This is a genomic window from Streptomyces griseorubiginosus (assembly GCF_036345115.1).
GTDB classification, from domain to species: Bacteria; Actinomycetota; Actinomycetes; order Streptomycetales; family Streptomycetaceae; genus Streptomyces; species Streptomyces griseorubiginosus_C.
In genome coordinates, this window is the sequence record NZ_CP107766.1 from 2,492,802 (window position 1) to 2,513,634 (window position 20,833).

A 20,833-nucleotide genomic window follows, 5' to 3' on the forward strand; every position below is an offset into this window, starting at 1 on the left:
TGTACTCCGGATCGTGACCGACACCTGTGTGCGCCTGTGGCGGAGGGTCCATATGGACCTCGTCCGCTATGCGGGCTGCGTGTGTCGCCCGTCCTGCTGAATTCGCCTCTCTCTTTTCTCGCGCGCCGCTGCTGAGCGGCGCCGCGGTCTCGCGAACTCTTCTCAGGACGGTACCTGTGTCTGTGCTCCCCTCTGTCTCGACCGTCGCGCCGCCCACCCAGGCCGAACTCCTCGACTTCGTACGGCGTACGGCCGCCGACGCCGAGCTGATCGACTCCCTCCCGCTCGACCCCGAAGGCCGCACCTGGGTGCGGCTGGAGGGCCCCGGCGGCAGCGAGGCCTGGCTGATCGGCTGGCCGCCCGGTAGCGGCACCGGCTGGCACGACCACGCGGAGTCGGTCGGTGCCTTCATCACCGCGGCCGGCGAGCTCAAGGAGAACTCCCTCGCCGCCCGGCTGCCTGCCGACGGCTGGAAGACCCTCGAACTCTCCGACGACGTCGACCGCGAACGCCGCCTGCCCGCCGGCAAGGGCCGCTCCTTCGGCCGTCACCACGTCCACGAGGTCCTCAACGAGTCCACCGAGGTCCACGCGATCTCCGTCCACGCCTACTACCCGCCCCTCCCCCAGATCCGCCGCTACAGCCGCACGGGCCCGATCCTGCGTCTGGAGCACGTGGAACGCCCGGAGGACTGGCAGTAAGCACGGCCCGGCCGACAGGGTCCTGCACGGGTGCGCCTGACTGACCCCCCGTGCTGAGAGGCGAGCGCTTCTATCCGTAAGTCGTGGCCTGCGCCTCGGCCTGGCGGCGGAGCCCGTGCACCCGACCGGGCTGCGCCGGCCACGGCTCAGGGTCTGCGAGCCCTGCGCCCCCCCGGCACCGACGTCAACCGCTACCCAGCCCCCGCTCCCTGCGTGGGCCCTTTCTCGTCCCCGAGAGCGGTCCACGCCCCTCAGAACCCCTCGTCGCCGAGGAACTCCGTGTCCTCGCCCTCCTCCTCCAGTGCCTGCCGCACCACCCGCAGGGCCATGCCCTCGGGGTAGCCCTTGCGGGCCAGCATCCCGGCGAGGCGGCGCAGCCGCTTGTCGCGGTCGAGGCCACGGGTCGCCCGCAGCTTGCGGTCGACCAGCTCGCGTGCCGTCGCCTCCTCCTGCTCGGAGTCGAGCTGGGAGACGGCCTCGTCGATCAGCGTGGAGTCGACGCCCTTGGTCCGCAGCTCCTGGGCGAGCGCCCGCCGGGCGAGCCCCCGGCCATGGTGCCGGGACTCCACCCAGGCGTCCGCGAACGCGCTGTCGTTGATCAGCCCGACCTCCTCGAACCGCGACAGCACCTCCTCGGCGGCGTCGTCCGGGATCTCCCGCTTGCGCAGGGCGTCGGCGAGCTGCTTGCGCGTACGCGGGGTCCCGGTGAGCAGGCGCAGACAGATCGCCCGCGCCCGCTCCACCGGGTCCGCCGGAGGCTCCCCCTTCTCGGCCCTCGACGAGGAAGGGCCGCCTCCGTCCTCACCGGACGCCTCCCCGAAGCCGCGCCGACGCTGCCGACGCCCACGGGGACCGCCCGTGCCAGGAGCGCCGCCATCACCGCGACGCGCACTCCGCCCGGCCGCCCGGGAACCACGAGCGGCCCCTTCACGGCCGTACGAAGAAAGGTCATCGCCGTACGACGGACCGTCACCGCACGACGGGGCACTGCCGTATGACGGACCATCACCGCACGATCCACCGCCGCCATATGAGGGGTCGTCACCGTACGCCCCACTGCCGCCGTACGACGTGCCGTCGCTCGACAGGCCGCCCTGCGATGCGCCGCCGTCGGAGCGAGGGACCACGTAGGGCCGGCCATCGCCGTATCTCAGCGCCCGGCCGAATCCCTCGTCCGCACCGCCCCCCGAGGGCGCGTCGCCGGAGGACCGGCCCGAGCCGGACGACACCGAGCGGCCGTGTCCCCCGTCCGCCCCGTGCCCCGTACCGTCTCCGTACGCGTCGCCGCCCGGCCCGGCAGAACCCCCGTCGCCCTTACCGCCCCGCACTCGCGGAGCGCCCTCGTGCTCGGCCCAGTCGGTTCGCCATTTCTCTGAATCAGGCACGGTACGGGATCAGCTCTTGGCGGCCGGGGCCTTGGCCTTCGTCGCCTTCGCGGCCGCCGGAGCCGGCACCTTCGCGGCGTCGTCCGCGGCAGCGGACACCGCGGCGTCCGCACCCGGCTCGGCGGCCGGCTCCTCGGGACGCACGCCGACGCCCAGCTTCTCCTTGATCTTCTTCTCGATCTCGTTGGCCAGGTCGGGGTTGTCCTTCAGGAAGTTGCGCGCGTTCTCCTTGCCCTGGCCGAGCTGGTCGCCCTCGTACGTGTACCAGGCGCCGGCCTTGCGCACGAAGCCGTGCTCCACGCCCATGTCGATCAGACCGCCCTCGCGGCTGATGCCCTGGCCGTAGAGGATGTCGAACTCGGCCTGCTTGAAGGGCGGCGCGACCTTGTTCTTGACGACCTTGACCCGGGTGCGGTTGCCGACCGCGTCCGTGCCGTCCTTCAGGGTCTCGATACGGCGGATGTCCATGCGCACCGAGGCGTAGAACTTCAGCGCCCGGCCACCGGTCGTGGTCTCCGGGGAGCCGAACATCACGCCGATCTTCTCGCGGAGCTGGTTGATGAAGATCGCGGTGGTCTTGGACTGGTTGAGCGCGCTGGTGATCTTCCGCAGGGCCTGGCTCATCAGACGGGCCTGCAGACCGACGTGACTGTCACCCATCTCGCCCTCGATCTCCGCGCGCGGCACGAGCGCGGCGACGGAGTCGATGACGATCAGGTCGAGGGCACCGGAGCGGACCAGCATGTCCACGATCTCCAGGGCCTGCTCGCCGTTGTCCGGCTGGGACAGGATCAGGTTGTCGACGTCGACGCCGAGCTTGCGCGCGTACTCGGGGTCGAGGGCGTGCTCCGCGTCCACGAAGGCCACCTGGCCGCCGGCCCGCTGTGCGTTGGCCACCGCGTGCAGGGTCAGGGTCGTCTTGCCGGAGGACTCCGGTCCGTACACCTCCACCACTCGGCCGCGCGGGATGCCGCCTACGCCGAGCGCGACGTCGAGCGCGGTCGACCCGGTGGGGATGACCTCGATGGGCTCGTTCGGCCGCTCGCCCATGCGCATGACCGCGCCCTTGCCGAACTGCCGTTCAATCTGTGCGAGCGCGGCGTCGAGCGCCTTCTCGCGGTCGGTTCCTGCCATGGGTTCCACCCGATTTGCTTGAGTCGATCGCTTCACGTCAAAGACGCTAACGCCTGCCACTGACAATGCGCCCGGACGTCCGTCCGGCCTGTGGATAACTCGGGTACTTCTCCAGGCAAATCATGCCGAAACACCCGCCGTCGACTTGGCCGGAGCCTCCATAAGAATGGATGTTCGATTTTCGTGTCAAGCGCACCACGCGACACCCGAGCGACTTCCCCCGCCAGGCGTTGACGCCCTCCCTCAGCCTCCTCCAGCCACCCTCGCGTGTCCCCTCCGCCGACCTCCCGTGCACCCTCCGGCTACTTCCCGCGGCGTACTTCAGGAGCCTTCGGCCGTACGACGACCCCGGGAGCCCTTCTCGCCAGTCTTGAGCCATGGAGACCAAGACGCGCACCCGAGTACCGCCCCGGAAAGCCGACACGACACCACGTACCCCGGCCGTGATCGTGACCCTGTCCGCCCTGCTCCTGCTGGCCGTGTCCATCGTCGGCCAGATCGCCGCCGGCGCGGACTACCCGACCGTCCCGCCCGGCCTCGTCATCCCGCTCGTGGCGGCGGCCCTGCTGATCTGGCGCGCGAACCGCTGGACGACCGGACTCGCCCTAGGCGTCGGCCTCTTCATCGGCGTGGGCGCGATCCTGACCCCGAACACCTCGGACCACCTCTCGTCGGGGGACACCGCGCTCATCGCCGCCACGGTCGCCGAGGTCATCGCCCTCACCGCCCTGGTGATCGCCGGCTCCGCGGCCTGCCTGGCCCGGAGGGAAGCAGCCGGCACCCTGGCCGGCCTCGCCCGCAAGGGAGCCCGACCCTGATGGACCCGGTCCGCGCGAACCCGCCCGCACTGCCGACAGGGACGTCGGCGCCGTGGGCCTCCGGCGCACGCCGCGTGGAGCGGCTCTGCCACGCCACCGGTCTGCTCCTCGTCCTCTCCGGGCTCGCGCACCTGGTGGTGTTCGCCGTGGCCGGCGGCCCCTGGGACGGGCCGGTCTCCTGGCGCAAGCCGGTGACGTTCGGGCTGTCCTTCGGGGTGACGCTGATCGCGGTCACCTGGGTCACGTCCTATCTGCGCGTCGGCACACGCACGCGTGCCGCGCTGCTCACGGTGTTCGCGGCCGACTGCGTGGTCGAGGTCGGCGGCATCACCCTCCAGGCGTGGCGCGGGGTGCCCTCGCACCTCGACATGGAGACGCCCTTCGACACGGCGGTGTCCATGACGCTCGCGGTGGGCGGCGGCGTCCTGGTGCTGCTGCTGACGGCGTTCGCGGTCGCCTCCTTCCGCCACCGGCCCTCGGGCCCGGCGGGGATGGACCTCGCGGTGCGGTCCGGGTTCGCGATCCTGCTCGTCGCACTCGCCTCGGGCGCAGCGATGATCGCGCGCGGGGTCGTCCTCACCCGTACCGGACACCAGGAGGCGGCCTACCGCTCGACCGCCCCGCTCAAGCCACTGCACGGCGTGAGCCTGCACGCGGTCCTGGTCCTGCCCGCACTGGCCTGGCTGCTGTCCCGCACCCGGTGGAGCGAGACGCTACGGCGACGGATCCTGTACGCGGCGATCGGCTGCTACGTCACGGCCGTCGCCGGTGCCGGGATCTGGGCCGTCCTCACCTACTGAACCGGGGCCCTCAGGACGAGCCGTCGCCGCCGTTGGAGTCCTGGTCGTCAGGGGCGTTTTGGGTTCCGGTGGTGTCCTTGGCGCCCTGGGTGCCGGTGGTGTCCTTGGCGTCGGTGGTGTCCTGCGCCGCCGGCCGCCGCCGCTCCCACAGCGCACGCGCGCGCGTGACCGGCGAGGGCCCGTCCCCCCGCCTCCGATGGCCGTGGACCCGGGGATCGTCGGTGACGGCGTACCGCTTCACATAGGCCCCCAGGAACGCCTGGAGCGTGGCGACCGCCGGAATGGCGATCAGGGCGCCGACGGCACCGAGCAGGGCGGTGCCCGCGATGACCGACCCGAAGGCGACCGCGGGGTGGATGTCGACGGTCTTCGAGGTCAGCTTGGGCTGGAGCACGTAGTTCTCGAACTGCTGGTAGATCACCACGAAGACCAGCACCCACAGCGCGTACCAGGGATCGACCGTGAAGGCGATCAGCATGGGCAGGGCGCCCGCGAGATAGGTGCCGATGGTCGGGATGAACTGCGAGACCAGGCCCACCCACACGGCCAGCACGGGCGCGTACGGCACGTCCAGGGCCTGGAGCAGGACGAAGTGCGCCACCCCGGACACGAGCGCCATCAGACCGCGCGAGTAGATGTAGCCGCCGGTCTTGTCGACGGCGATCTCCCAGGCGCGCAGCACCTCGGCCTGCCGGGCGGGCGGCAGGACGGAGCAGATCGCGCGGCGCAGCCGGGGCCCGTCGGCGGCGAAGTAGAACGAGAACAGCGCGATCGTCAGCAGCTGGAAGAGCCCGCCGAGCACCTGGGCGGACACGTCCAGGACGCCGGTGGCGCTGTTCTGCACGTAGTTGCGCAGCCAGTCGGAGCGCAGCAGGCCCTCCTGGACGTCCACCCGCTTCAGATCGGTGTGGAAGTGCCCGTTGATCCAGCTGATGACGGAGTCGAGATAGTCCGGGAAGTCCTCGACGATCTTGACGATCTGACCCGCGAGCATGGAACCGAGCAGCGTGACGAAGCCGGCGGTCACGATCAGCACCCCGAAGAAGACGAGGAAGGTCGCGAGCCCCCTGCGCATGCCGCGGGCCGCCATCTTGCTCACCGCGGGTTCGATCGCCAGGGCCAGGAAGAACGCGATGAGAATGTTGGTCAGCAGGCCTATCAGCTGGTGGAAGGCCCAACTGCCGAACTGGAACACGGCGATGAGGGCCAGCGCGAGCACCATGGCGCGCGGCAGCCAGCGCGGCATGCGGGCGTTCGGCCCGGCGCCGGCGGCCGGGGGCCGGGAGGGCGGCGTCGTGCCGAACGAAGATGCCTGCGGGGCTGCCTGCCCGGACTCGTCAGTGGGTGCCACGGAGCAAGTCTCGCCCACGTCACTGACAATCGGCTGCCGTCCTGCGATCTTCGTGACCGGTCAGTGCCTCTTTCGTGAGATGTTCACGACTGGTGGCACTTCTCCCCGGAACGTCCACGCCTCCAGCGGCGCCCCTCAGCAACCCCAGGGCCCCTCAGTGCCTCTCCGCCGGAACGTTCATCACGGTGCACACCACACGCCACACGTCCTTGGCGTCCCAGCCGGAGTCCAGCGCCTCGTGCACCGTGCGCCCACCGAGCTCCGCCATCACATGATCGCGCGCGAAGGTGTCGGCGTACCCCGGACCGAAGTGCTCCGCCATCCGCTGCCAGAAGACCGTCAACCGCATGACTCCAGTATCCCGCCCCTGGGGGTGGGCCTCGGCCGGGACCGCTTGCCGAGACCGCTTTCCGCCCTACGGTCTGTCGCATGCCCGAAACAGGAGCTTCCCCACTCCCCCAGACGTCACCGGCGCACTCCCCGCTCTTCCGAGCGGAGCACTTCGTCTGGCTCACCGCGCGCGTGCTGGAACAACGGCTGTTCGCGTACCACTTCCTGAACGGCGGCCCCGACCCGGTGGAGACGGCTCTGGACGCCTACCGCAACGAGGACGGCGGTTACGGCCACGCCCTGGAGCCCGATCTGCGCGGGCCGGTCAGCCAGCCCCTGCACACCGCTCACGCCCTGCGGGTCCTGGACGCCGTAGGACGCTGCGGCGGACAGCGCGTCGAGCGCGTGTGCCGCTATCTCACGTCCGTCTCCACCTCGGACGGCGCCCTGCCCGCCGTCACTCCCGCTCAGCGCGGTTATCCGACGGCCCCCTTCCTGCCGGTCGTGGACGCCCCGCCGAGCGAGCTGCTCACCACCGGTCCCGTGGTCGGCCTGCTGCACCGCAACGAGGTGTGGCACGCCTGGCTGTTCCGGGCCACGGACTTCTGCTGGCAGGCGGTGGAGTCCCTGGAGGTGTCCCATCCGTACGAGATCCAGGCCGCCCTGACCTTCCTGGACTCCGTTCCCGACCGCTCGCGCGCACAGGCCGGCGCCGACCGCCTGGGCCGCCTGGTGCGCGAGCGACGGCTGGCCGTGCTGGACCCGGCGGACCTCGCCGCGTTCCCCGTCTCCCCCGGCTACGCCCCCGGCGAGCACCACTTCCCGCACGACTACGCGAAGACCGCGGACTCGCTCGCGCGCGCGTGGTTCACGGACGACGAGATGGCCCGTTCGCTGGACTTCCTGGCCGCCGAGCAGCAGGAGGACGGCGGCTGGCCGATCCGATGGCGCCCCTGGGGACCGACCACCGCCCTGGAAGCCCGCCCCATGGTGACGATCCAGGCACTGCACACCCTGCGCGCCTACGGCCGCGGCATCGGCTGACCCGCGGGAGGTCGGTGACCGGCGGGAGGGATCGGCTACCGGCGGAAGGCCCGCACACACGCGTGCCGACGCGCGGCCGCACACACGCGTGCGGCCGCGCTCACGCCCCCAGGGCCCGCACCCCGGCCGTCACGACCACCGCGGCGGCGACGACGAGCAGGAACGGAGCCCGCAGGAGGAGCGCCACAGCCGCCGCGGCCAGTCCCGCGGCGCGCGCGTCGACCACCGGCACCCGCCCGTCGGCGAAGGTCTGCTGAGCGGTGAGCGCGGCCAGGAGGGCCACCGGCAGCAGTGCGGCGAGGCGCTTCACCAGGGGCCGGTCGAGAACGCCCGCGGGCACCAGCAGCCCGAGAAGCTTGACGACATAGCAACCGAGGGCGGTGACGCCGATCGCGATCCAGGTGTTCACCGCCCCTCCTCCCGCGCCCGCTCCCGACGCCCTCGCACCCACAGGACCAGCGGCGCGGCGAGAGCGGCCGCCAGCACCGGCACCCCGGCGGGCAGCACAGGAAGCAGCCCGAGCCCCAGCAGCACGGCGAGCCCGGCCACCGCCCGCTCGGTGCCGCTCTTCACCATGGGCGCGAGCAACGCGAGGAACACGGCGGGCCCGGCCGCGTCCAGCCCCCACACGCGCGTGTCCCCGATCGCGTCGGCGCCCAGGGCCCCCAGCAAGGTGGTCAGGTTCCACAGCACATACAGGGTGAGCCCCGTGACGGCGAACCCGATCCGGCCGGCTCGCCGCGTGGGCTGCGCCAGCGAGACCGCGGCCGTCTCGTCGATGACCCACTGGGCGGCGAACGGGCGCAGCATGCGCGGCAGAGCCAGCAACTGCGACAGCCGCAGCCCGTAGAACGCGTTGCGCACTCCCAGGAAGAAGGCTCCGGCGGCCGCGGTGAACGGACTCCCCCCGGCCGCGAGCGCTCCCACCAGGGCGAACTGGGACGCGCCGGTGAACACCAGAAGGCTGAGCGCACAGGTCTGCGGCAGCGTGAGTCCACTGCCGGCCGAGGTCACCCCGAAGGCGAAACCGGACAGTCCGACGGCCACCCCGACCCCGAGGGCGTCTCGTACGACGGCGGCGTCCGGCCTTCCTCCACCGTCGGGGTGCGTATCTGCGAGAGCGGTCTGTTCTGCCACGCCTCGGACGCTACGAGCAGTGCCTCCGAAGAGTCTTGTACGTTCTTGCGCTCCCGCTGGTAGGCCCCGGGCGGCACACCGACGATCCGCGTGAAGTGCCGGTTCAGATGCGACTGGTCCGTGAACCCCACCTCGACGGCGGTGGCGGCCGGGCCGGCCCCCGCGTCCAGCAACCGCTGAGCCCGCCGCACCCGGGCATCGGTCAGCCACGTGTGCGGCGGCATCCCGTAGACCCCTCGGAAGGCACGCAGCAGCGCGAACGGACTGGTCCCGAGATCAGCCGCCAGCCTCTCCAGAGAGGGCGGCTCAGCCATCCGCTCCTCCAGCACGGCACGCGCCCGGACCGCCACCCGCGCTCCGGCTGACCGCACGTCCCGCTCCGGCAGCACCCCGCCGTTCACCCGCAGCAACCGCGTCACGGCCACCCGCAACAAGGTGTCGGCGGCCAAGGCGTTCCCTTCCTCGGCGGCCCGCAGCACCTGATGCACCAGCCGCACGGCGTACGGATCATCGAGCACGGGCTTCACGAACCCCGGCGTCCCGCGCAGCGAACTGGTCTCGGCGGCAATCCCGGCCACAACCTCGGGCGACGGATACACAGCCCCGTACCGCCACCCCTCCGGCACCCCGGCCCGCCCCGTATGAGCCGTATCAGGATTCACCAGAGCCAGCGCCCCGGCCCCCGCGTACTGATCGGCCCCCCGATGCTGAAAGACCTCCACTCCGTCGGCAATGGCAGCGATCACGAAGTTCTCATGCGTATGCCGCACAAACGTCTTCCGCACATACCGCGCCCGCAGCAGATCAACCCCGGGCAGGGCGGCATACCGCCAATGCCTGGCCCGCTCGCTGGAACCCGCCATACGCCCATTGTGCCGCTCCGCTGCGCTGGGCTTGGACCGGGCGCCTACGGGGGTGCAGGGTGCGGTCGTCAGGCGGGTGCGGGTGCGTTGTGGCTGGTCGCGCAGTTCCCCGCGCCCCTGGGTGGGTCATGTGGACGCGCGCCCCCACGCACCGTTCGCCGCCGACGGCGCGAAGGGGACGGGGTGGGGGGTGTCCGCCCGCAGCGGCCGGCGTCCGTTGCAGGGCCCCTTTTCCGATGGACCGAGCCGCCGGACCGAGGACGGATACCCCCCACCCCGGCACCGACCCCAAACCGAACCGAACGCGCTACACAAGCCCCCACCGGACCGCAACGGGCCGCCGCAGGCCTCTCAGGGGCGCGGGGAACTGCGCAAAACGCCCGCCCCCACCAAGCCGCACCTCGACCCGGCACCCCCACCACCCACCCACTGTCAGTGCCGAGGTGCACGATGGACGCATGGTCAGCCCAGCACACCAAGCCCTCAACACCTTCTCCCCCGCAACCCGCGGCTGGTTCACGGGCGCCTTCGACGCCCCCACCACCGCCCAGGCAGGCGCCTGGCAGGCCATCGCCGAGGGCTCGGACGTGCTGGTCGTGGCCCCCACCGGCTCCGGCAAAACCCTCGCCGCCTTCCTCGCCGCCCTGGACCAGCTCGCCTCCACACCCCCACCCGCCGACCCCAAGAAGCGCTGCCGGGTCCTCTACGTCTCCCCCCTGAAGGCCCTCGCCGTCGACGTGGAGCGCAACCTCCGCAGCCCCCTCACCGGCATCCGCCAGGAATCCGTCCGCCTGGGCCTGCCCGAACCCGAGGTCAAGGTCGGCATCCGCTCGGGCGACACCCCCGCGGCCGAGCGCCGAGCCCTCTCCACCCGCCCCCCGGACATCCTGATCACCACCCCGGAATCCCTGTTCCTGATGCTGACGTCGGCGACCCGCGACGCGCTCACCGGCATCGAGACAGTGATCCTCGACGAGGTGCACGCCGTGGCCGGCACCAAGCGCGGCGCCCACCTGGCCCTCTCCCTGGAGCGCCTGGACGAACTCCTCCCGAAGCCGGCCCGCCGCATCGGCCTGTCCGCCACGGTCCGCCCGGTGGACGAGATCGCCCGCTACCTCTCCCCGCACCGCAAGGTGGAGATCGTCCAGCCGAAGTCGGGCAAGGAGTTCGACCTCTCGGTGGTGGTCCCCGTGGAGGACCTCGGCGAACTCGGCGGCTCCCCGGTCGCCGACGCCAACGACGGCAGCGGCAACGCGGAACGCCCCTCGATCTGGCCCCATGTCGAGGAGCGCATCGCCGACCTCGTCCAGTCCCACCGCTCCACGATCGTCTTCGCGAACTCCCGCCGCCTCGCGGAACGCCTCTGCAACCGCCTCAACGAGATCGCCTACGAGCGGGCCACGGGCGAACCCCTGGACGAACACCACGCCCCCGCGGAGCTCATGGGCGGCTCGGGCGCGGCCCAGGGCGCACCCCAGGTCATCGCGAGGGCCCACCACGGCTCGGTCTCCAAGGAACAGCGCGCCCTGGTCGAGGAGGACCTGAAGGCAGGAAGACTCCCCGCGGTCGTGGCCACCTCCAGCCTCGAACTCGGCATCGACATGGGCGCGGTGGACCTGGTGGTCCAGGTCGAATCACCCCCCTCGGTGGCCTCCGGCCTGCAACGCGTCGGCCGCGCGGGCCACCAGGTCGGCGCCGTCTCCACCGGCGTGGTCTTCCCGAAGTACCGCGGCGACCTGGTCCAGGCGGCGGTCGTCACCGAGCGCATGCGCACCGGCTCCATCGAGTCCCTCAAGGTCCCGGCGAACCCCCTGGACGTGCTCGCCCAGCAACTGGTCGCGATGACCGCCATGGACACCTGGCAGCTGGACGACCTCCTGGCCACCGTCCGCAGGGCGGCCCCCTTCGCCTCCCTGCCCGAGTCCGCGTTCACCGCGGTCCTGGACATGCTCGCGGGCCGCTACCCGTCCGACGCCTTCGCCGAGCTGCGCCCGCGCGTGGTCTGGGACCGTATCGCCGGGACCATCACCGGCCGCCCCGGCGCCCAGCGCCTCGCCGTCACCTCCGGCGGCACCATCCCCGACCGTGGCCTCTTCGGCGTCTTCCTCGCCGGCTCCGACCCCAAGAAGGGCGGCGGACGGGTCGGCGAGCTGGACGAGGAGATGGTCTACGAGTCGCGCGTGGGGGACGTCTTCACGCTCGGCACCAGTTCCTGGCGCATCGAGGACATCACCCGCGACCGCGTCCTGGTCTCCCCCGCCCCCGGCGTCCCCGGCCGGCTCCCGTTCTGGAAGGGCGACCAGCTGGGCCGCCCCCTCGAACTGGGCCGCGCGGTGGGCGCGTTCCTCCGCGAGGTCGGCTCGCTCCCCAAGGAGGACGCCCGCCTGCGCCTCCTCGCGGCCGGCCTGGACGCCTGGGCGGCCGACAACGTCCTGTCGTACCTCGACGAACAGCGCGAGGCCTGCGGCCACATCCCGGACGACCGCACCATCGTCGTGGAGCGCTTCCGCGACGAACTCGGCGACTGGCGGGTCGTCGTCCACTCCCCCTTCGGCGCCCAGGTCCACGCCCCCTGGGCGCTGGCTCTCGGCGCCAAGCTCTCCGAGCGCTACGGCATGGACGCCCAGGTCATGCACGCCGACGACGGCATCGTGCTCCGGCTGCCGGACGCGGACCTGATGAGCCTGGACCTCCTCGACCGGGAACCGACCGCGATCGGCACGGAATACGACGCGGAGCAGGCCCCCGTGGGCGCCGCGGACGTCGTCTTCGACAAGGGCGAGGTCGACCAGATGGTCACCGACCAGGTCGGCGGCTCGGCCCTGTTCGCCTCCCGCTTCCGCGAGTGCGCCGCCCGCGCGCTCCTGCTCCCCCGTCGCAACCCCGGCAAGCGCACCCCCTTGTGGCAGCAGCGCCAGCGTGCCTCCCAACTGCTCCAGGTGGCGAGCGAGTTCGGTTCGTTCCCGATCGTCCTGGAGGCGATCCGCGAGTGCCTCCAGGACGTCTTCGACGTACCGGGCCTCGTGGAGCTGATGGGCGACCTGGAGTCCCGCAAGGTCCGCCTGGTCGAGGTCACCACCCCCGAGCCCTCGCCCTTCGCGCGCTCCCTCCTCTTCGGTTACGTCGCACAGTTCCTGTACGAGGGTGACTCGCCCCTCGCCGAGCGCCGCGCGGCCGCCCTGTCACTGGACTCCCGGCTGCTGGCCGAGCTGCTCGGCCAGGCGGAGCTGAGGGAACTGCTCGACGCCGAGGTGCTGAGCGAGCTGGAGCGGGAGCTCCAGTGGCTCACCGAGGACCGCCGGGTCAAGGACGCCGAGGGCGTCGCGGACGTCCTCCGTCTGCTCGGCCCGCTCACGGACGCCGAGCTGGCCGAGCGGGGCGCCGAACCGCAGTGGGCGCACGACCTCGCCCGAGCCCGCCGCGCGATCAAGGTCCGTGTCGCGGGCGCCGACCACTGGGCGGCGATCGAGGACGCGGGCCGCCTGCGCGACGCCCTCGGCACAGCACTGCCGGTCGGCGTCCCGGAGGCCTTCACCGAGCCGGTCAAGGACCCCCTCGGCGACCTTCTCGCCCGGTACGCCCGCACCCACGGCCCGTTCACCTCGGCGACGGTCGCGGCCCGCTTCGGCCTGGGCACGGCGGTCACCGAGGGCGCGTTGCAGCGGCTCGCCGCGAGCGGGCGTGTCGTACAGGGCGAGTTCCACCCGGCGGGCATCGGCCAGGAGTGGTGCGACGCGACCGTGCTCCGCCGCCTGCGCCGCCGCTCCCTGGCCGCCCTGCGCCACGAACTCGAACCGGTGCCACCACCAGCCCTCGCCCAGTTCCTCCCGCAGTGGCAGCACATCGGCAAAGGCCACTCCCTGCGGGGCGTAGACGGTCTGGTGCGGGCGGTCGAGCAACTCCAAGGCGCGTCCGTGCCGGCCTCCGCCCTGGAGAAGCTCGTCCTGCCGTCGCGCGTCACCCACTACACCCCGGCCATGCTCGACGAGCTCACCGCCGCCGGGGAGATCGTGTGGGCCGGGGCGGGCGCGCTCCCCGGCAAGGACGGCTGGGTCTCCCTCTACCTCGCGGACGCGGCCCCGCTCCTCCTGCCCCCACCCCACCCCCTGGAGCTGACGGCACTCCACCAGTCCGTCCTGGACGCCCTCGCCGGCGGCTACGGACTGTTCTTCCGCCAGATCGCCGACCAGGTCCGCGCCACCACCCACCCCGACGCCACCGACCCCCAACTGGCCGACGCCGTATGGGACCTGGCCTGGTCCGGCCGGCTCACCAACGACACCCTCACCCCCCTGCGCGCACTCCTGGGCTCGGGCCGCACCGCGGGCTCCACCGCCCACCGCGCCAAACGCAGCATCCCGCGCGGCCGCTACGGCTCCCTCACCGCCGCCGCACGCACCGCTTCACGCACCGGCCCGCCGACGGTGGCCGGCCGCTGGTCCCTCCTGCCCGCACGCGAGCCCGACCCGACCGTGCGCGCCCACGCCCTGGCCCGCACCCTCCTCGACCGGCACGGAGTGGTCACGCGCGGAGCGGTCACGGCGGAGGGCGTGGAGGGCGGCTTCTCGGCGACGTACCGCATCCTGTCCGCCTTCGAGGACAGCGGCCAGGCCCGCCGCGGCTACGTGGTGGAGGGCCTCGGCGCCGCCCAGTTCGCCATGGACGGAGCAGTGGACCGCCTACGGGCGGTGTCCAACGCCCGCGACCGGGGCGAACCCCTCCCGCCCACAGCTCCGGGACCCACCGCCGCCGACGACGACCTCACCGACCCGGACACCACCACACCCGAGGACTTCGACTGGGCGGACGCCTTCGGCCCCTTCGACCCACCCACCGACCTGGACGGCCAACCCACCCACCGAACCCCCACCCCGGCCTCCCCGGCCTCCCGCGACGAGTACATCTCCCCACGGGACTACCCCCCGACCCCCTCGCCGGACCATTACTCCCACCTCACGCCCGGCTCAGGCTTCGGCAACCGCAGGAACACCACCGCCGATGCCTCGCGAGCCGTCGTCCTGGCCGCCGCCGACCCCGCCAACGCCTACGGCGCCGCCCTCCCCTGGCCGGACCCGCCGACCGAGGCAGGCCACAAGCCGGGCCGCAAGGCGGGCTCCCTGGTCGTCCTCGTCGACGGCGAGCTCACGCTCTACATGGAGCGAGGCGGCAAAACCCTCCTGGCCTGGCCTTCCACGCCCGACACAGCCCCCACGGACGACCCCCGCCTGCGCGTGGCGGCCGAGTCCCTGGCCGCGGCGGCCAAGGCAGGCTCCCTGGGCACGGTCACAGTGGAACGCATCAACGGCACCCCAGCCCTGACCTCCCCCACAGGCACCCTCCTGGAATCAACAGGCTTCATCGCCACCCCCCGAGGCCTACGCCTTCGCGCGTAGCCCGCACCCCCGACCCACAGAACACACTCGACAGCCCCCGCCCCCGCCAACGGCAATAACCCCCACAAGGGCCACCCGCACCCGACCACGAAACCCGCACGGGTGGTGCGAGTGGGACAACAAACGGCCGAAGGCGCAGCCGAGGCCCCCCACCTCACTCCCATGCCACCCTTGACCCATGCCCGAAGGAGACACCGTCTGGCAAGCCGCGAGACGCCTGCACGAAGCCCTCGCCGGCAAACCCCTGACCCGCAGCGACCTGAGAGTCCCGAAGTACGCCACCGCCGACCTCACAGGCCGCCACGTCCTGGACGTCACCCCCCGCGGCAAACACCTCCTCACCCGCGTGGAAGGCGGCCTCACCCTCCACTCCCACCTCCGCATGGACGGCTCCTGGAAGGTGTACGCCAACGACCAACGCTGGACCGGCGGCCCCACCCACCAGATCCGCGCGATCCTGGGCAACACAGACCGCACGGCCGTCGGCTACCGCCTCCCCGTCCTGGAACTCCTCCGCACCACGGACGAACACAAAGCCGTCGGCCATCTCGGCCCCGACCTCCTGGGCCCGGACTGGAACCCCGAGCGAGCCTTGGCGAACCTCCTCCAGGACCCCACCCGCGAACTCGGCGAGGCCCTCCTCGACCAGCGCAACCTCGCCGGCATCGGCAATGTCTACAAGAGCGAGCTCTGCTTCCTGCTCGGCGCCACCCCCTGGCTCCCGATCGGCGCGCTCCCCGCCGACCGCACCGCCCATCTCCCCGCGCTCGCGAAGAAGCTCCTGGAGGCCAACCGCGACCGCCCGATCCGCAGCACGACCGGCCGCCGCGGCCAGGACCTCTTCGTCTACGGCCGCGCCCCGCGCCCCTGCCTGCGCTGCCGCACCTCCATCCGGGTCGCCGACCAGGGCGACGGCTCCCGCGAACGCCCCACCTACTGGTGCCCCCACTGCCAGACCGGCCCGACCCCGGGAACCTCACGCCGTACGACCAATTGACGCTCCGTCAGAAACGCTCGTACGGTCGCTCCATGGCCGTCAGCGCGTACGACCTCACCGGACGCACCGCGTTCGTCACCGGCGCCGCGAGCGGCATCGGCCGTGCGTCCGCCGTCCTGCTCGCCGAGGCGGGCGCCACCGTGCACTGCGCGGACCGCGACGAGAAGGGCCTGCACGAGACGGCGACGCACATCAGGGACGCCGGCGGCACCGCGCACACGCACCCGCTGGACGTCACCGACCGCGAGCAGCTCCGGCGGGCCATCACCTCCTGCGACTGCCTGGACGTCCTGGCCGCGATCGCCGGAATCATGCACAGCAGCCCGGTCCTGGAGACGAGGGACGAAGACCTGGACCGCGTCCTGAACGTCAACTTCAAGGGTGTGCTGTACGCCTGCCAGGAGGCGGCCCGCCTGATGATCGAGCGTGGAACGAAGGGCAGCATCGTCACGATGGCCTCGGGAGCCGTGGACACCGGCGGCCCCGGCCTGCTCTGCTACGGCGCGGCCAAGGCGGCGGTGGTCCAGCTGACGAAGACCCTGGCCACCGAGGTGGGCCGCTACGGCATCCGGGTCAACGCGGTCGCTCCGGGCTGGATCCGCACCCCCATGACCGACCGCCACGACGATGAGGCCCAGACCCACACCGAGGCCCTCATGTCCCGCATGTCACCCCTCAGGCGAGTAGGCGAGCCGGAGGACATCGCCCACGCCGTCCTCCACCTGGCCTCAACCGCCTCATCCTTCACCACAGGCCAAATCCTCCGCCCGAACGGCGGAGTATCCATGCCCTGGTAACCACCCCCACCCAGCCCCCGCCCCAACCCCCTCCGCCACCCCCGCTCCCTAAGCACCCCACCCAGGCTCCCCCAGCGAAACCGCCACCGCCGCCCATCCACCCGCCCCGTTACGCAGGCCGATCGCCGCTCTCCCCACCCGAAACCGCCCCCGCCGCGCCCGCCGCGCCCGCCCCCCAAGCCCGACGCCACCGTCCCGCCCCCAGCGCCCCCACGGCCCGCCCCTTCGGCACACAGTGGACCGGCAACAGGCTCAGCCCCCACCCGCCGGCCGCTACCGCCCCCTCGAGCGCCCCGGCGTCGGGCGCGAGGATCAACCGCGCCACGGCCCACCACCACAGCACCCCGAGCCCGAGAGCCACGCCCCGGCACACTGTCGGCCCCGCCATGCAGCCACCTCCAGCCCGGACGCTAGACCTCCGCTTCACCCACGGGGGAGGGCGCACCCCGGGCACACAGACGCACCGAAAACGCCCACCGTCACCACCGCAGCACCGTCCCGGCACACCGGCCCGGCGCCCGGCACGGCCGCCCACGCCGTCGCTCCAAGATGCACGAAAACCCCGACCGGCGCCTCTCCAGATCAACCGGAGAAGCCCGTCCGGGGCCTCGCACACTTCTTCTCAGCGCGCTGTCAGCACCTGCTCACACCAGCGGTGAGCACTACGCCGCGACGACGTCCACCGCTTCGCTGGGCGCCTTGATGGTCACCCGTTCCGGTGGCACACCCTTGACCGAGACGGAACCCAGCATCGGGCGCACCGGCGCCGGTACGGGCTCGCTGGGGGTGGCCGCAGCAGACTGGGCCAGCTCGGCGAGGGCGAGCTCGTCGCTCACTTCCCGCATGAGCTCGGACATCCGTACGTCCAGCGCGTCGCAGATCGCGGAGAGCAGCTCGGAGGAAGCCTCCTTCTGCCCCCGCTCCACCTCGGAGAGATAGCCGAGTGAGACTCGGGCGGACGAGGAGACTTCGCGCAGAGTACGGCCCTGGCGTTGGCGCTGCCGACGCAGCACGTCACCCAGCAGGCGACGGAGCAGAATCATCGGTGGCTCCCTCCTCGGACCGCGTAGCCGCATCCTTCACGCCCCACCGTACCGCCTTGCGCCGCGGCCGTGCGGGGAGCGATGTCGTGTTCACTCAGGGCTGCAAACATCAAAACCCCCCGTTCCGTTCCGTATCCTGTGCCCGCTCATTCCCGGTCTGTTCGCTCGTAAGCTCTTCCAGGAGCAAAGCGAGTACGCTCCGTACACTCTCCATACGAATTTCCGCGCGGTCGCCGTTCAACCGCAGCGCGGACACTTTCCCGCCACCGGTTGCCGCGGAAGCGCCGTCGGAGGGCCCGTCGACAGCCACGAAAACCGTTCCGACGGGTTTGCCGTCCTGCGGTTCAGGGCCCGCGACTCCGGTGGTCGCGATACCCCAGTCGGCACCGAGCGCCTTGCGCACTCCGGCCGCCATCTGGGCCGCGACCTGCGGATCCACCGCACCCCGCTGGTCCAGCAGGGTGGCGTCGACCCCCAGCAGCTCATGCTTCAGCTCGGTGGCGTAGGCGGTCACCGAACCCCGGAACGCCTGGGACGCGCCGGGAGCCGCTGTGATTTCCGCCGCAACCAGCCCACCGGTGAGCGACTCGGCGACCGCGAGCGTCTGTCCCTTCACGGTGAGTAGTCGCACCACTTGGGCGGCCGGGGAATTCACGCTTCCGTCTCCTCCAACGCCGCCTCGCGCTCGGCGATTCCCTGCCTGCGCAGCACAATGGCCTGTCTCACATAGTCCAGCCCGGTGGCGACGGTCAGCACGACCGCCACGGCCATCACCCAGAACCGCGCGGTGGCCAGCCACCCCGTCAGCGCCAGGATGTACATCCCTACGGCGATCCCCTGGCTGAGGGTCTTGAGCTTGCCGCCGCGGCTCGCCGGGATCACGCCGTACCGGATGACGAGGAAACGCAGCAGGGTGATCCCGAGTTCCCGCCCGAGGATGACGATGGTCACCCACCAGGGCAGGTCGCCGAGCCCCGAGAGACAGATCAGCGCCGCCCCCATGATCGCCTTGTCGGCGATGGGGTCGGCGATCTTCCCGAAGTCGGTGACGAGGTTGTAGGTGCGGGCCAGGTGACCGTCGAACAGGTCGGTGATCATGGCGACAGCGAAGGCCGCCCAGGCGAAGGACCGCCACGCCGGGTCGTACCCGCCGTCGGCCAGCATCAGGGCGACGAATCCGGGCACTAGGACCAGCCGGAGCATGGTCAGCAGGTTGGCGATGTTCCAGACGCTGGCCTGGTTGACGGCCGCGGCCGCGATCTTCTTACCGCGCGCGGGCTTCGCGTCGGACCCGTCCTCGGCCTCCGTGGCCTCCCCGGGCACCACGGTCGCCTCGGGGACGACAGCCACACCGGGCACGACACCCGCGCCGGCCACCACGCTGGCCCGCGCCTCACCGGCCGTACCGGAGACCGCGTCCGTAGGGGTGCCCGGTGCCGCCCCGGAGGCGGTACCCGGGACCTCGCCCACAGGTCCGCCGTTCGCGGCGGAGGGGCCACCCGCAGCGGACGCCGGAACTCCGGTCATCTGCCCGCCTCCTCACTACACGCGCCCTGAAGCGGCTCGGCCACCAGGTCGACACCTTCCGTGCCGACCACCTTCGCCTCGACCATACGACCGACACTCAGACCTTCGCCGCTCGTGAGCAGCACCTGGCCGTCGGTCTCGGGCGCCTGGTGCGCGCCGCGGCCGTACACGCCCTCGTCGTCCACCGACTCGACCAGGACGTGCACGGTCTCGCCGAGGCGCTCCTCGGCGCGCTGGGAGACGAGTTCCTCGGCGAGCCGGGAGACACGCGCCAGCCGCTCGGCGACGACGTCCTCGTCCAGCTTGTTCTCGTAGGTGGCGGCCTCGGTGCCCTCCTCGTCGGAGTACCCGAAGACGCCGATGGCGTCCAGTCGCGCGCCGTTCAGGAACCGCTCCAGCTCGGCGAGGTCGGCCTCGGTCTCGCCGGGGAAGCCGACGATGAAGTTGGAGCGCACGCCGGCCTCGGGGGCCTTGCCGCGGATGGTGTCCAGGAGCTCCAGGAAGCGGTCGGTGTCGCCGAAGCGGCGCATGGCGCGCAGCACGTCGGGGGCGGAGTGCTGGAAGGACAGGTCGAAGTAGGGCACGACCTTGGGCGTGGAGGTCAGCACGTCGATCAGGCCGGGCCGCATCTCGGCGGGCTGGAGGTAGCTCACGCGCACCCGCTCCAGGCCGTCCACCTCGGCGAGCTCGGGCAGGAGGGACTCCAGCAGCCGGATGTCGCCCAGGTCCTTGCCGTAGGACGTGTTGTTCTCGGAGACCAGCATGATCTCCTTGACGCCCTGCTCGGCGAGCCAGCGGGTCTCGTTCAGCACGTCCGAGGGGCGGCGCGAGATGAAGGAGCCGCGGAAGGAGGGGATGGCGCAGAAGGAGCAGCGCCGGTCGCAGCCGGAGGCGAGCTTCACCGAGGCGACCGGGGAGCCGTCCAGACGGCGGCGCAGGGGCGCACGGGGGCCGGAGGCGGGCGCGAGCCCCTCCGGCAGGTCGGCGGGTGCAGGAGTCTCCGCCACGGCCGGACCGTGGCCCGGCAGGGCGACGGATGCCGCCGACTCCTGGCGCTGGGCGGGGCTGATCGGCAGCAGCTTGCGCCGGTCGCGCGGGGTGTGCGCGGCGTGGATGCCGCCGCTGAGGATGGTCTGGAGCCGGTCGGAGATGTCGGCGTAGTCGTCGAAGCCGAGCACGCCGTCGGCCTCGGGGAGGGCCTCGGCGAGGTCCTTGCCGTACCGCTCGGCCATGCAGCCCACCGCCACGACGGCCTGGGTTCTGCCGTGCCCCTTGAGGTCGTTGGCCTCCAGGAGGGCGTCGACGGAGTCCTTCTTGGCGGCCTCGACGAAGCCACAGGTGTTGACGACGGCGACGTCCGCGTCGGCGGCGTCCTCCACGAGATCCCAGCCGTCCGCCTCCAAACGGCCTGCGAGCTCCTCCGAGTCCACCTCGTTACGGGCGCAGCCAAGGGTGACGAGTGCGACGGTACGGCGTTCAGGCATGGGCTCAAGACTACTTCGTCCCACTGACA

The 20,833-nt window shown here is 72.0% G+C and carries 19 protein-coding genes; 8 read left to right on the forward strand and 11 right to left on the reverse strand.

The features are described 5' to 3' along the window. The first annotated feature begins 52 nt into the window (after window positions 1–52). Both OHN19_RS43915 and OHN19_RS11075 read left to right on the forward strand, forming a co-directional pair. Window positions 53–100 (forward strand): hypothetical protein, encoded by a 48-nt coding sequence (locus OHN19_RS43915; RefSeq protein WP_309506048.1) that lies wholly within the window; start codon window positions 53–55, stop codon window positions 98–100. 76 nt (window positions 101–176) lie between these two features. Continuing rightward, window positions 177–701 (forward strand): cysteine dioxygenase, encoded by a 525-nt coding sequence (locus OHN19_RS11075; RefSeq protein WP_330264036.1) that lies wholly within the window; start codon window positions 177–179, stop codon window positions 699–701. Window positions 702–952: 251 nt separating this feature from the next. On the opposite strand, the gene recX is transcribed toward OHN19_RS11075, so the two are convergent. Beyond that, window positions 953–1,789, reverse strand: a complete 837-nt coding sequence (gene recX / locus OHN19_RS11080; RefSeq protein WP_330269582.1) for a recombination regulator RecX — start codon at window positions 1,787–1,789, stop codon at window positions 953–955. 306 nt (window positions 1,790–2,095) lie between these two features. Beyond that, window positions 2,096–3,220: a recombinase RecA gene (gene recA / locus OHN19_RS11085; protein ID WP_123763468.1), complete on the reverse strand. Its 1,125-nt coding sequence runs from the start codon at window positions 3,218–3,220 to the stop codon at window positions 2,096–2,098. Between the two features lie 377 nt (window positions 3,221–3,597). Between recA and OHN19_RS11090 the strand changes: the two genes are divergently transcribed. Further along, a complete protein-coding gene (locus tag OHN19_RS11090) occupies window positions 3,598–4,038 on the forward strand; it encodes a hypothetical protein (protein ID WP_330264037.1) in 441 nt (146 codons plus the stop codon). Beyond that, window positions 4,038–4,838, forward strand: a complete 801-nt coding sequence (locus OHN19_RS11095; protein WP_330264038.1) for a hypothetical protein — start codon at window positions 4,038–4,040, stop codon at window positions 4,836–4,838. The genes OHN19_RS11090 and OHN19_RS11095 overlap by 1 nt, the downstream gene beginning before the upstream one ends. A 10-nt stretch (window positions 4,839–4,848) precedes the next feature. Here OHN19_RS11095 and OHN19_RS11100 read toward each other — a convergent pair whose 3' ends face one another. Together OHN19_RS11100 and OHN19_RS11105 are read right to left on the reverse strand one after the other, a co-directional pair. After that, entirely contained in the window at window positions 4,849–6,189 is a 1,341-nt protein-coding gene (locus OHN19_RS11100; protein ID WP_330264039.1) for an AI-2E family transporter, read from the reverse strand. Window positions 6,190–6,343: 154 nt separating this feature from the next. Beyond that, window positions 6,344–6,538 (reverse strand): DUF3046 domain-containing protein, encoded by a 195-nt coding sequence (locus tag OHN19_RS11105; protein WP_030326905.1) that lies wholly within the window; start codon window positions 6,536–6,538, stop codon window positions 6,344–6,346. Between the two features lie 80 nt (window positions 6,539–6,618). On the opposite strand from OHN19_RS11105, the gene OHN19_RS11110 reads away from it, so the two are divergent. Then, window positions 6,619–7,563 carry a hypothetical protein gene (locus tag OHN19_RS11110; RefSeq protein WP_330264040.1) on the forward strand — a complete coding sequence of 315 codons (945 nt, stop codon included), beginning with the start codon at window positions 6,619–6,621 and terminating at the stop codon, window positions 7,561–7,563. A 100-nt stretch (window positions 7,564–7,663) separates the two neighbouring features. Here the strand turns inward: OHN19_RS11110 and OHN19_RS11115 are convergent, their stop codons facing one another. From OHN19_RS11115 to OHN19_RS11125, 3 genes are read right to left on the reverse strand one after another with little or no spacing between them, the layout of a single operon-like run. Then, window positions 7,664–7,972: an AzlD domain-containing protein gene (locus OHN19_RS11115; RefSeq protein ID WP_330264041.1), complete on the reverse strand. Its 309-nt coding sequence runs from the start codon at window positions 7,970–7,972 to the stop codon at window positions 7,664–7,666. Beyond that, a complete protein-coding gene (locus OHN19_RS11120) occupies window positions 7,969–8,610 on the reverse strand; it encodes an AzlC family ABC transporter permease (RefSeq protein WP_330264042.1) in 642 nt (213 codons plus the stop codon). The genes OHN19_RS11115 and OHN19_RS11120 overlap by 4 nt, the downstream gene beginning before the upstream one ends. Continuing rightward, window positions 8,574–9,563, reverse strand: coding sequence for an AraC family transcriptional regulator (locus tag OHN19_RS11125; protein ID WP_330264043.1), 990 nt, complete (start codon window positions 9,561–9,563; stop codon window positions 8,574–8,576). Before OHN19_RS11125 ends, OHN19_RS11120 begins: the two co-directional genes overlap by 37 nt. Window positions 9,564–10,021: 458 nt before the next feature. Here OHN19_RS11125 and OHN19_RS11130 point away from each other — a divergent pair, with 458 nt between their 5' ends. The 3 genes from OHN19_RS11130 (at window position 10,022) to OHN19_RS11140 (ending at window position 16,750) form a co-directional block, all read left to right on the forward strand. Then, the gene (locus OHN19_RS11130; RefSeq protein WP_330264044.1) at window positions 10,022–14,956 is read left to right on the forward strand and encodes an ATP-dependent helicase; all 4,935 of its coding nucleotides are present in this window, start codon (window positions 10,022–10,024) and stop codon (window positions 14,954–14,956) included. Between the two features lie 178 nt (window positions 14,957–15,134). Next, window positions 15,135–15,953: an Fpg/Nei family DNA glycosylase gene (locus tag OHN19_RS11135; RefSeq protein WP_330264045.1), complete on the forward strand. Its 819-nt coding sequence runs from the start codon at window positions 15,135–15,137 to the stop codon at window positions 15,951–15,953. Between the two features lie 32 nt (window positions 15,954–15,985). Beyond that, window positions 15,986–16,750, forward strand: coding sequence for an SDR family NAD(P)-dependent oxidoreductase (locus OHN19_RS11140; RefSeq protein WP_330264046.1), 765 nt, complete (start codon window positions 15,986–15,988; stop codon window positions 16,748–16,750). Between the two features lie 662 nt (window positions 16,751–17,412). Here the strand turns inward: OHN19_RS11140 and OHN19_RS11150 are convergent. The 4 genes from OHN19_RS11150 to rimO form a co-directional block, all read right to left on the reverse strand. Continuing rightward, a complete protein-coding gene (locus OHN19_RS11150; RefSeq protein ID WP_007385114.1) occupies window positions 17,413–17,793 on the reverse strand; it encodes a helix-turn-helix domain-containing protein in 381 nt (126 codons plus the stop codon). 109 nt (window positions 17,794–17,902) lie between these two features. Further along, window positions 17,903–18,448, reverse strand: a complete 546-nt coding sequence (locus OHN19_RS11155) for a CinA family protein (RefSeq protein ID WP_330264048.1) — start codon at window positions 18,446–18,448, stop codon at window positions 17,903–17,905. Further along, window positions 18,445–19,320, reverse strand: a complete 876-nt coding sequence (gene pgsA, locus OHN19_RS11160; RefSeq protein ID WP_330264049.1) for a CDP-diacylglycerol--glycerol-3-phosphate 3-phosphatidyltransferase — start codon at window positions 19,318–19,320, stop codon at window positions 18,445–18,447. The genes OHN19_RS11155 and pgsA overlap by 4 nt, the downstream gene beginning before the upstream one ends. After that, window positions 19,317–20,804 carry a 30S ribosomal protein S12 methylthiotransferase RimO gene (gene rimO, locus OHN19_RS11165; RefSeq protein ID WP_330264050.1) on the reverse strand — a complete coding sequence of 496 codons (1,488 nt, stop codon included), beginning with the start codon at window positions 20,802–20,804 and terminating at the stop codon, window positions 19,317–19,319. The genes pgsA and rimO overlap by 4 nt, the downstream gene beginning before the upstream one ends. Between the last annotated feature and the right edge of the window lie 29 nt (window positions 20,805–20,833).

What these genes read in the sequence shown, in the direction of transcription:
- OHN19_RS11105 (WP_030326905.1), bottom strand. Translation starts at nt 6,538, where the DNA reads ATGCGGTTGACGGTCTTCTGGCAGCGGATGGCGGAGCACTTCGGTCCG.
- rimO (WP_330264050.1), bottom strand. Translation starts at nt 20,804, where the DNA reads ATGCCTGAACGCCGTACCGTCGCACTCGTCACCCTTGGCTGCGCCCGT.
- pgsA (WP_330264049.1), bottom strand. Translation starts at nt 19,320, where the DNA reads ATGACCGGAGTTCCGGCGTCCGCTGCGGGTGGCCCCTCCGCCGCGAAC.
- OHN19_RS11110 (WP_330264040.1), top strand. Translation starts at nt 6,619, where the DNA reads ATGCCCGAAACAGGAGCTTCCCCACTCCCCCAGACGTCACCGGCGCAC.
- OHN19_RS11135 (WP_330264045.1), top strand. Translation starts at nt 15,135, where the DNA reads ATGCCCGAAGGAGACACCGTCTGGCAAGCCGCGAGACGCCTGCACGAA.
- OHN19_RS11150 (WP_007385114.1), bottom strand. Translation starts at nt 17,793, where the DNA reads ATGATTCTGCTCCGTCGCCTGCTGGGTGACGTGCTGCGTCGGCAGCGC.
- OHN19_RS11130 (WP_330264044.1), top strand. Translation starts at nt 10,022, where the DNA reads ATGGTCAGCCCAGCACACCAAGCCCTCAACACCTTCTCCCCCGCAACC.
- recA (WP_123763468.1), bottom strand. Translation starts at nt 3,220, where the DNA reads ATGGCAGGAACCGACCGCGAGAAGGCGCTCGACGCCGCGCTCGCACAG.
- OHN19_RS11125 (WP_330264043.1), bottom strand. Translation starts at nt 9,563, where the DNA reads ATGGCGGGTTCCAGCGAGCGGGCCAGGCATTGGCGGTATGCCGCCCTG.
- OHN19_RS11095 (WP_330264038.1), top strand. Translation starts at nt 4,038, where the DNA reads ATGGACCCGGTCCGCGCGAACCCGCCCGCACTGCCGACAGGGACGTCG.
- OHN19_RS11090 (WP_330264037.1), top strand. Translation starts at nt 3,598, where the DNA reads ATGGAGACCAAGACGCGCACCCGAGTACCGCCCCGGAAAGCCGACACG.
- OHN19_RS11140 (WP_330264046.1), top strand. Translation starts at nt 15,986, where the DNA reads ATGGCCGTCAGCGCGTACGACCTCACCGGACGCACCGCGTTCGTCACC.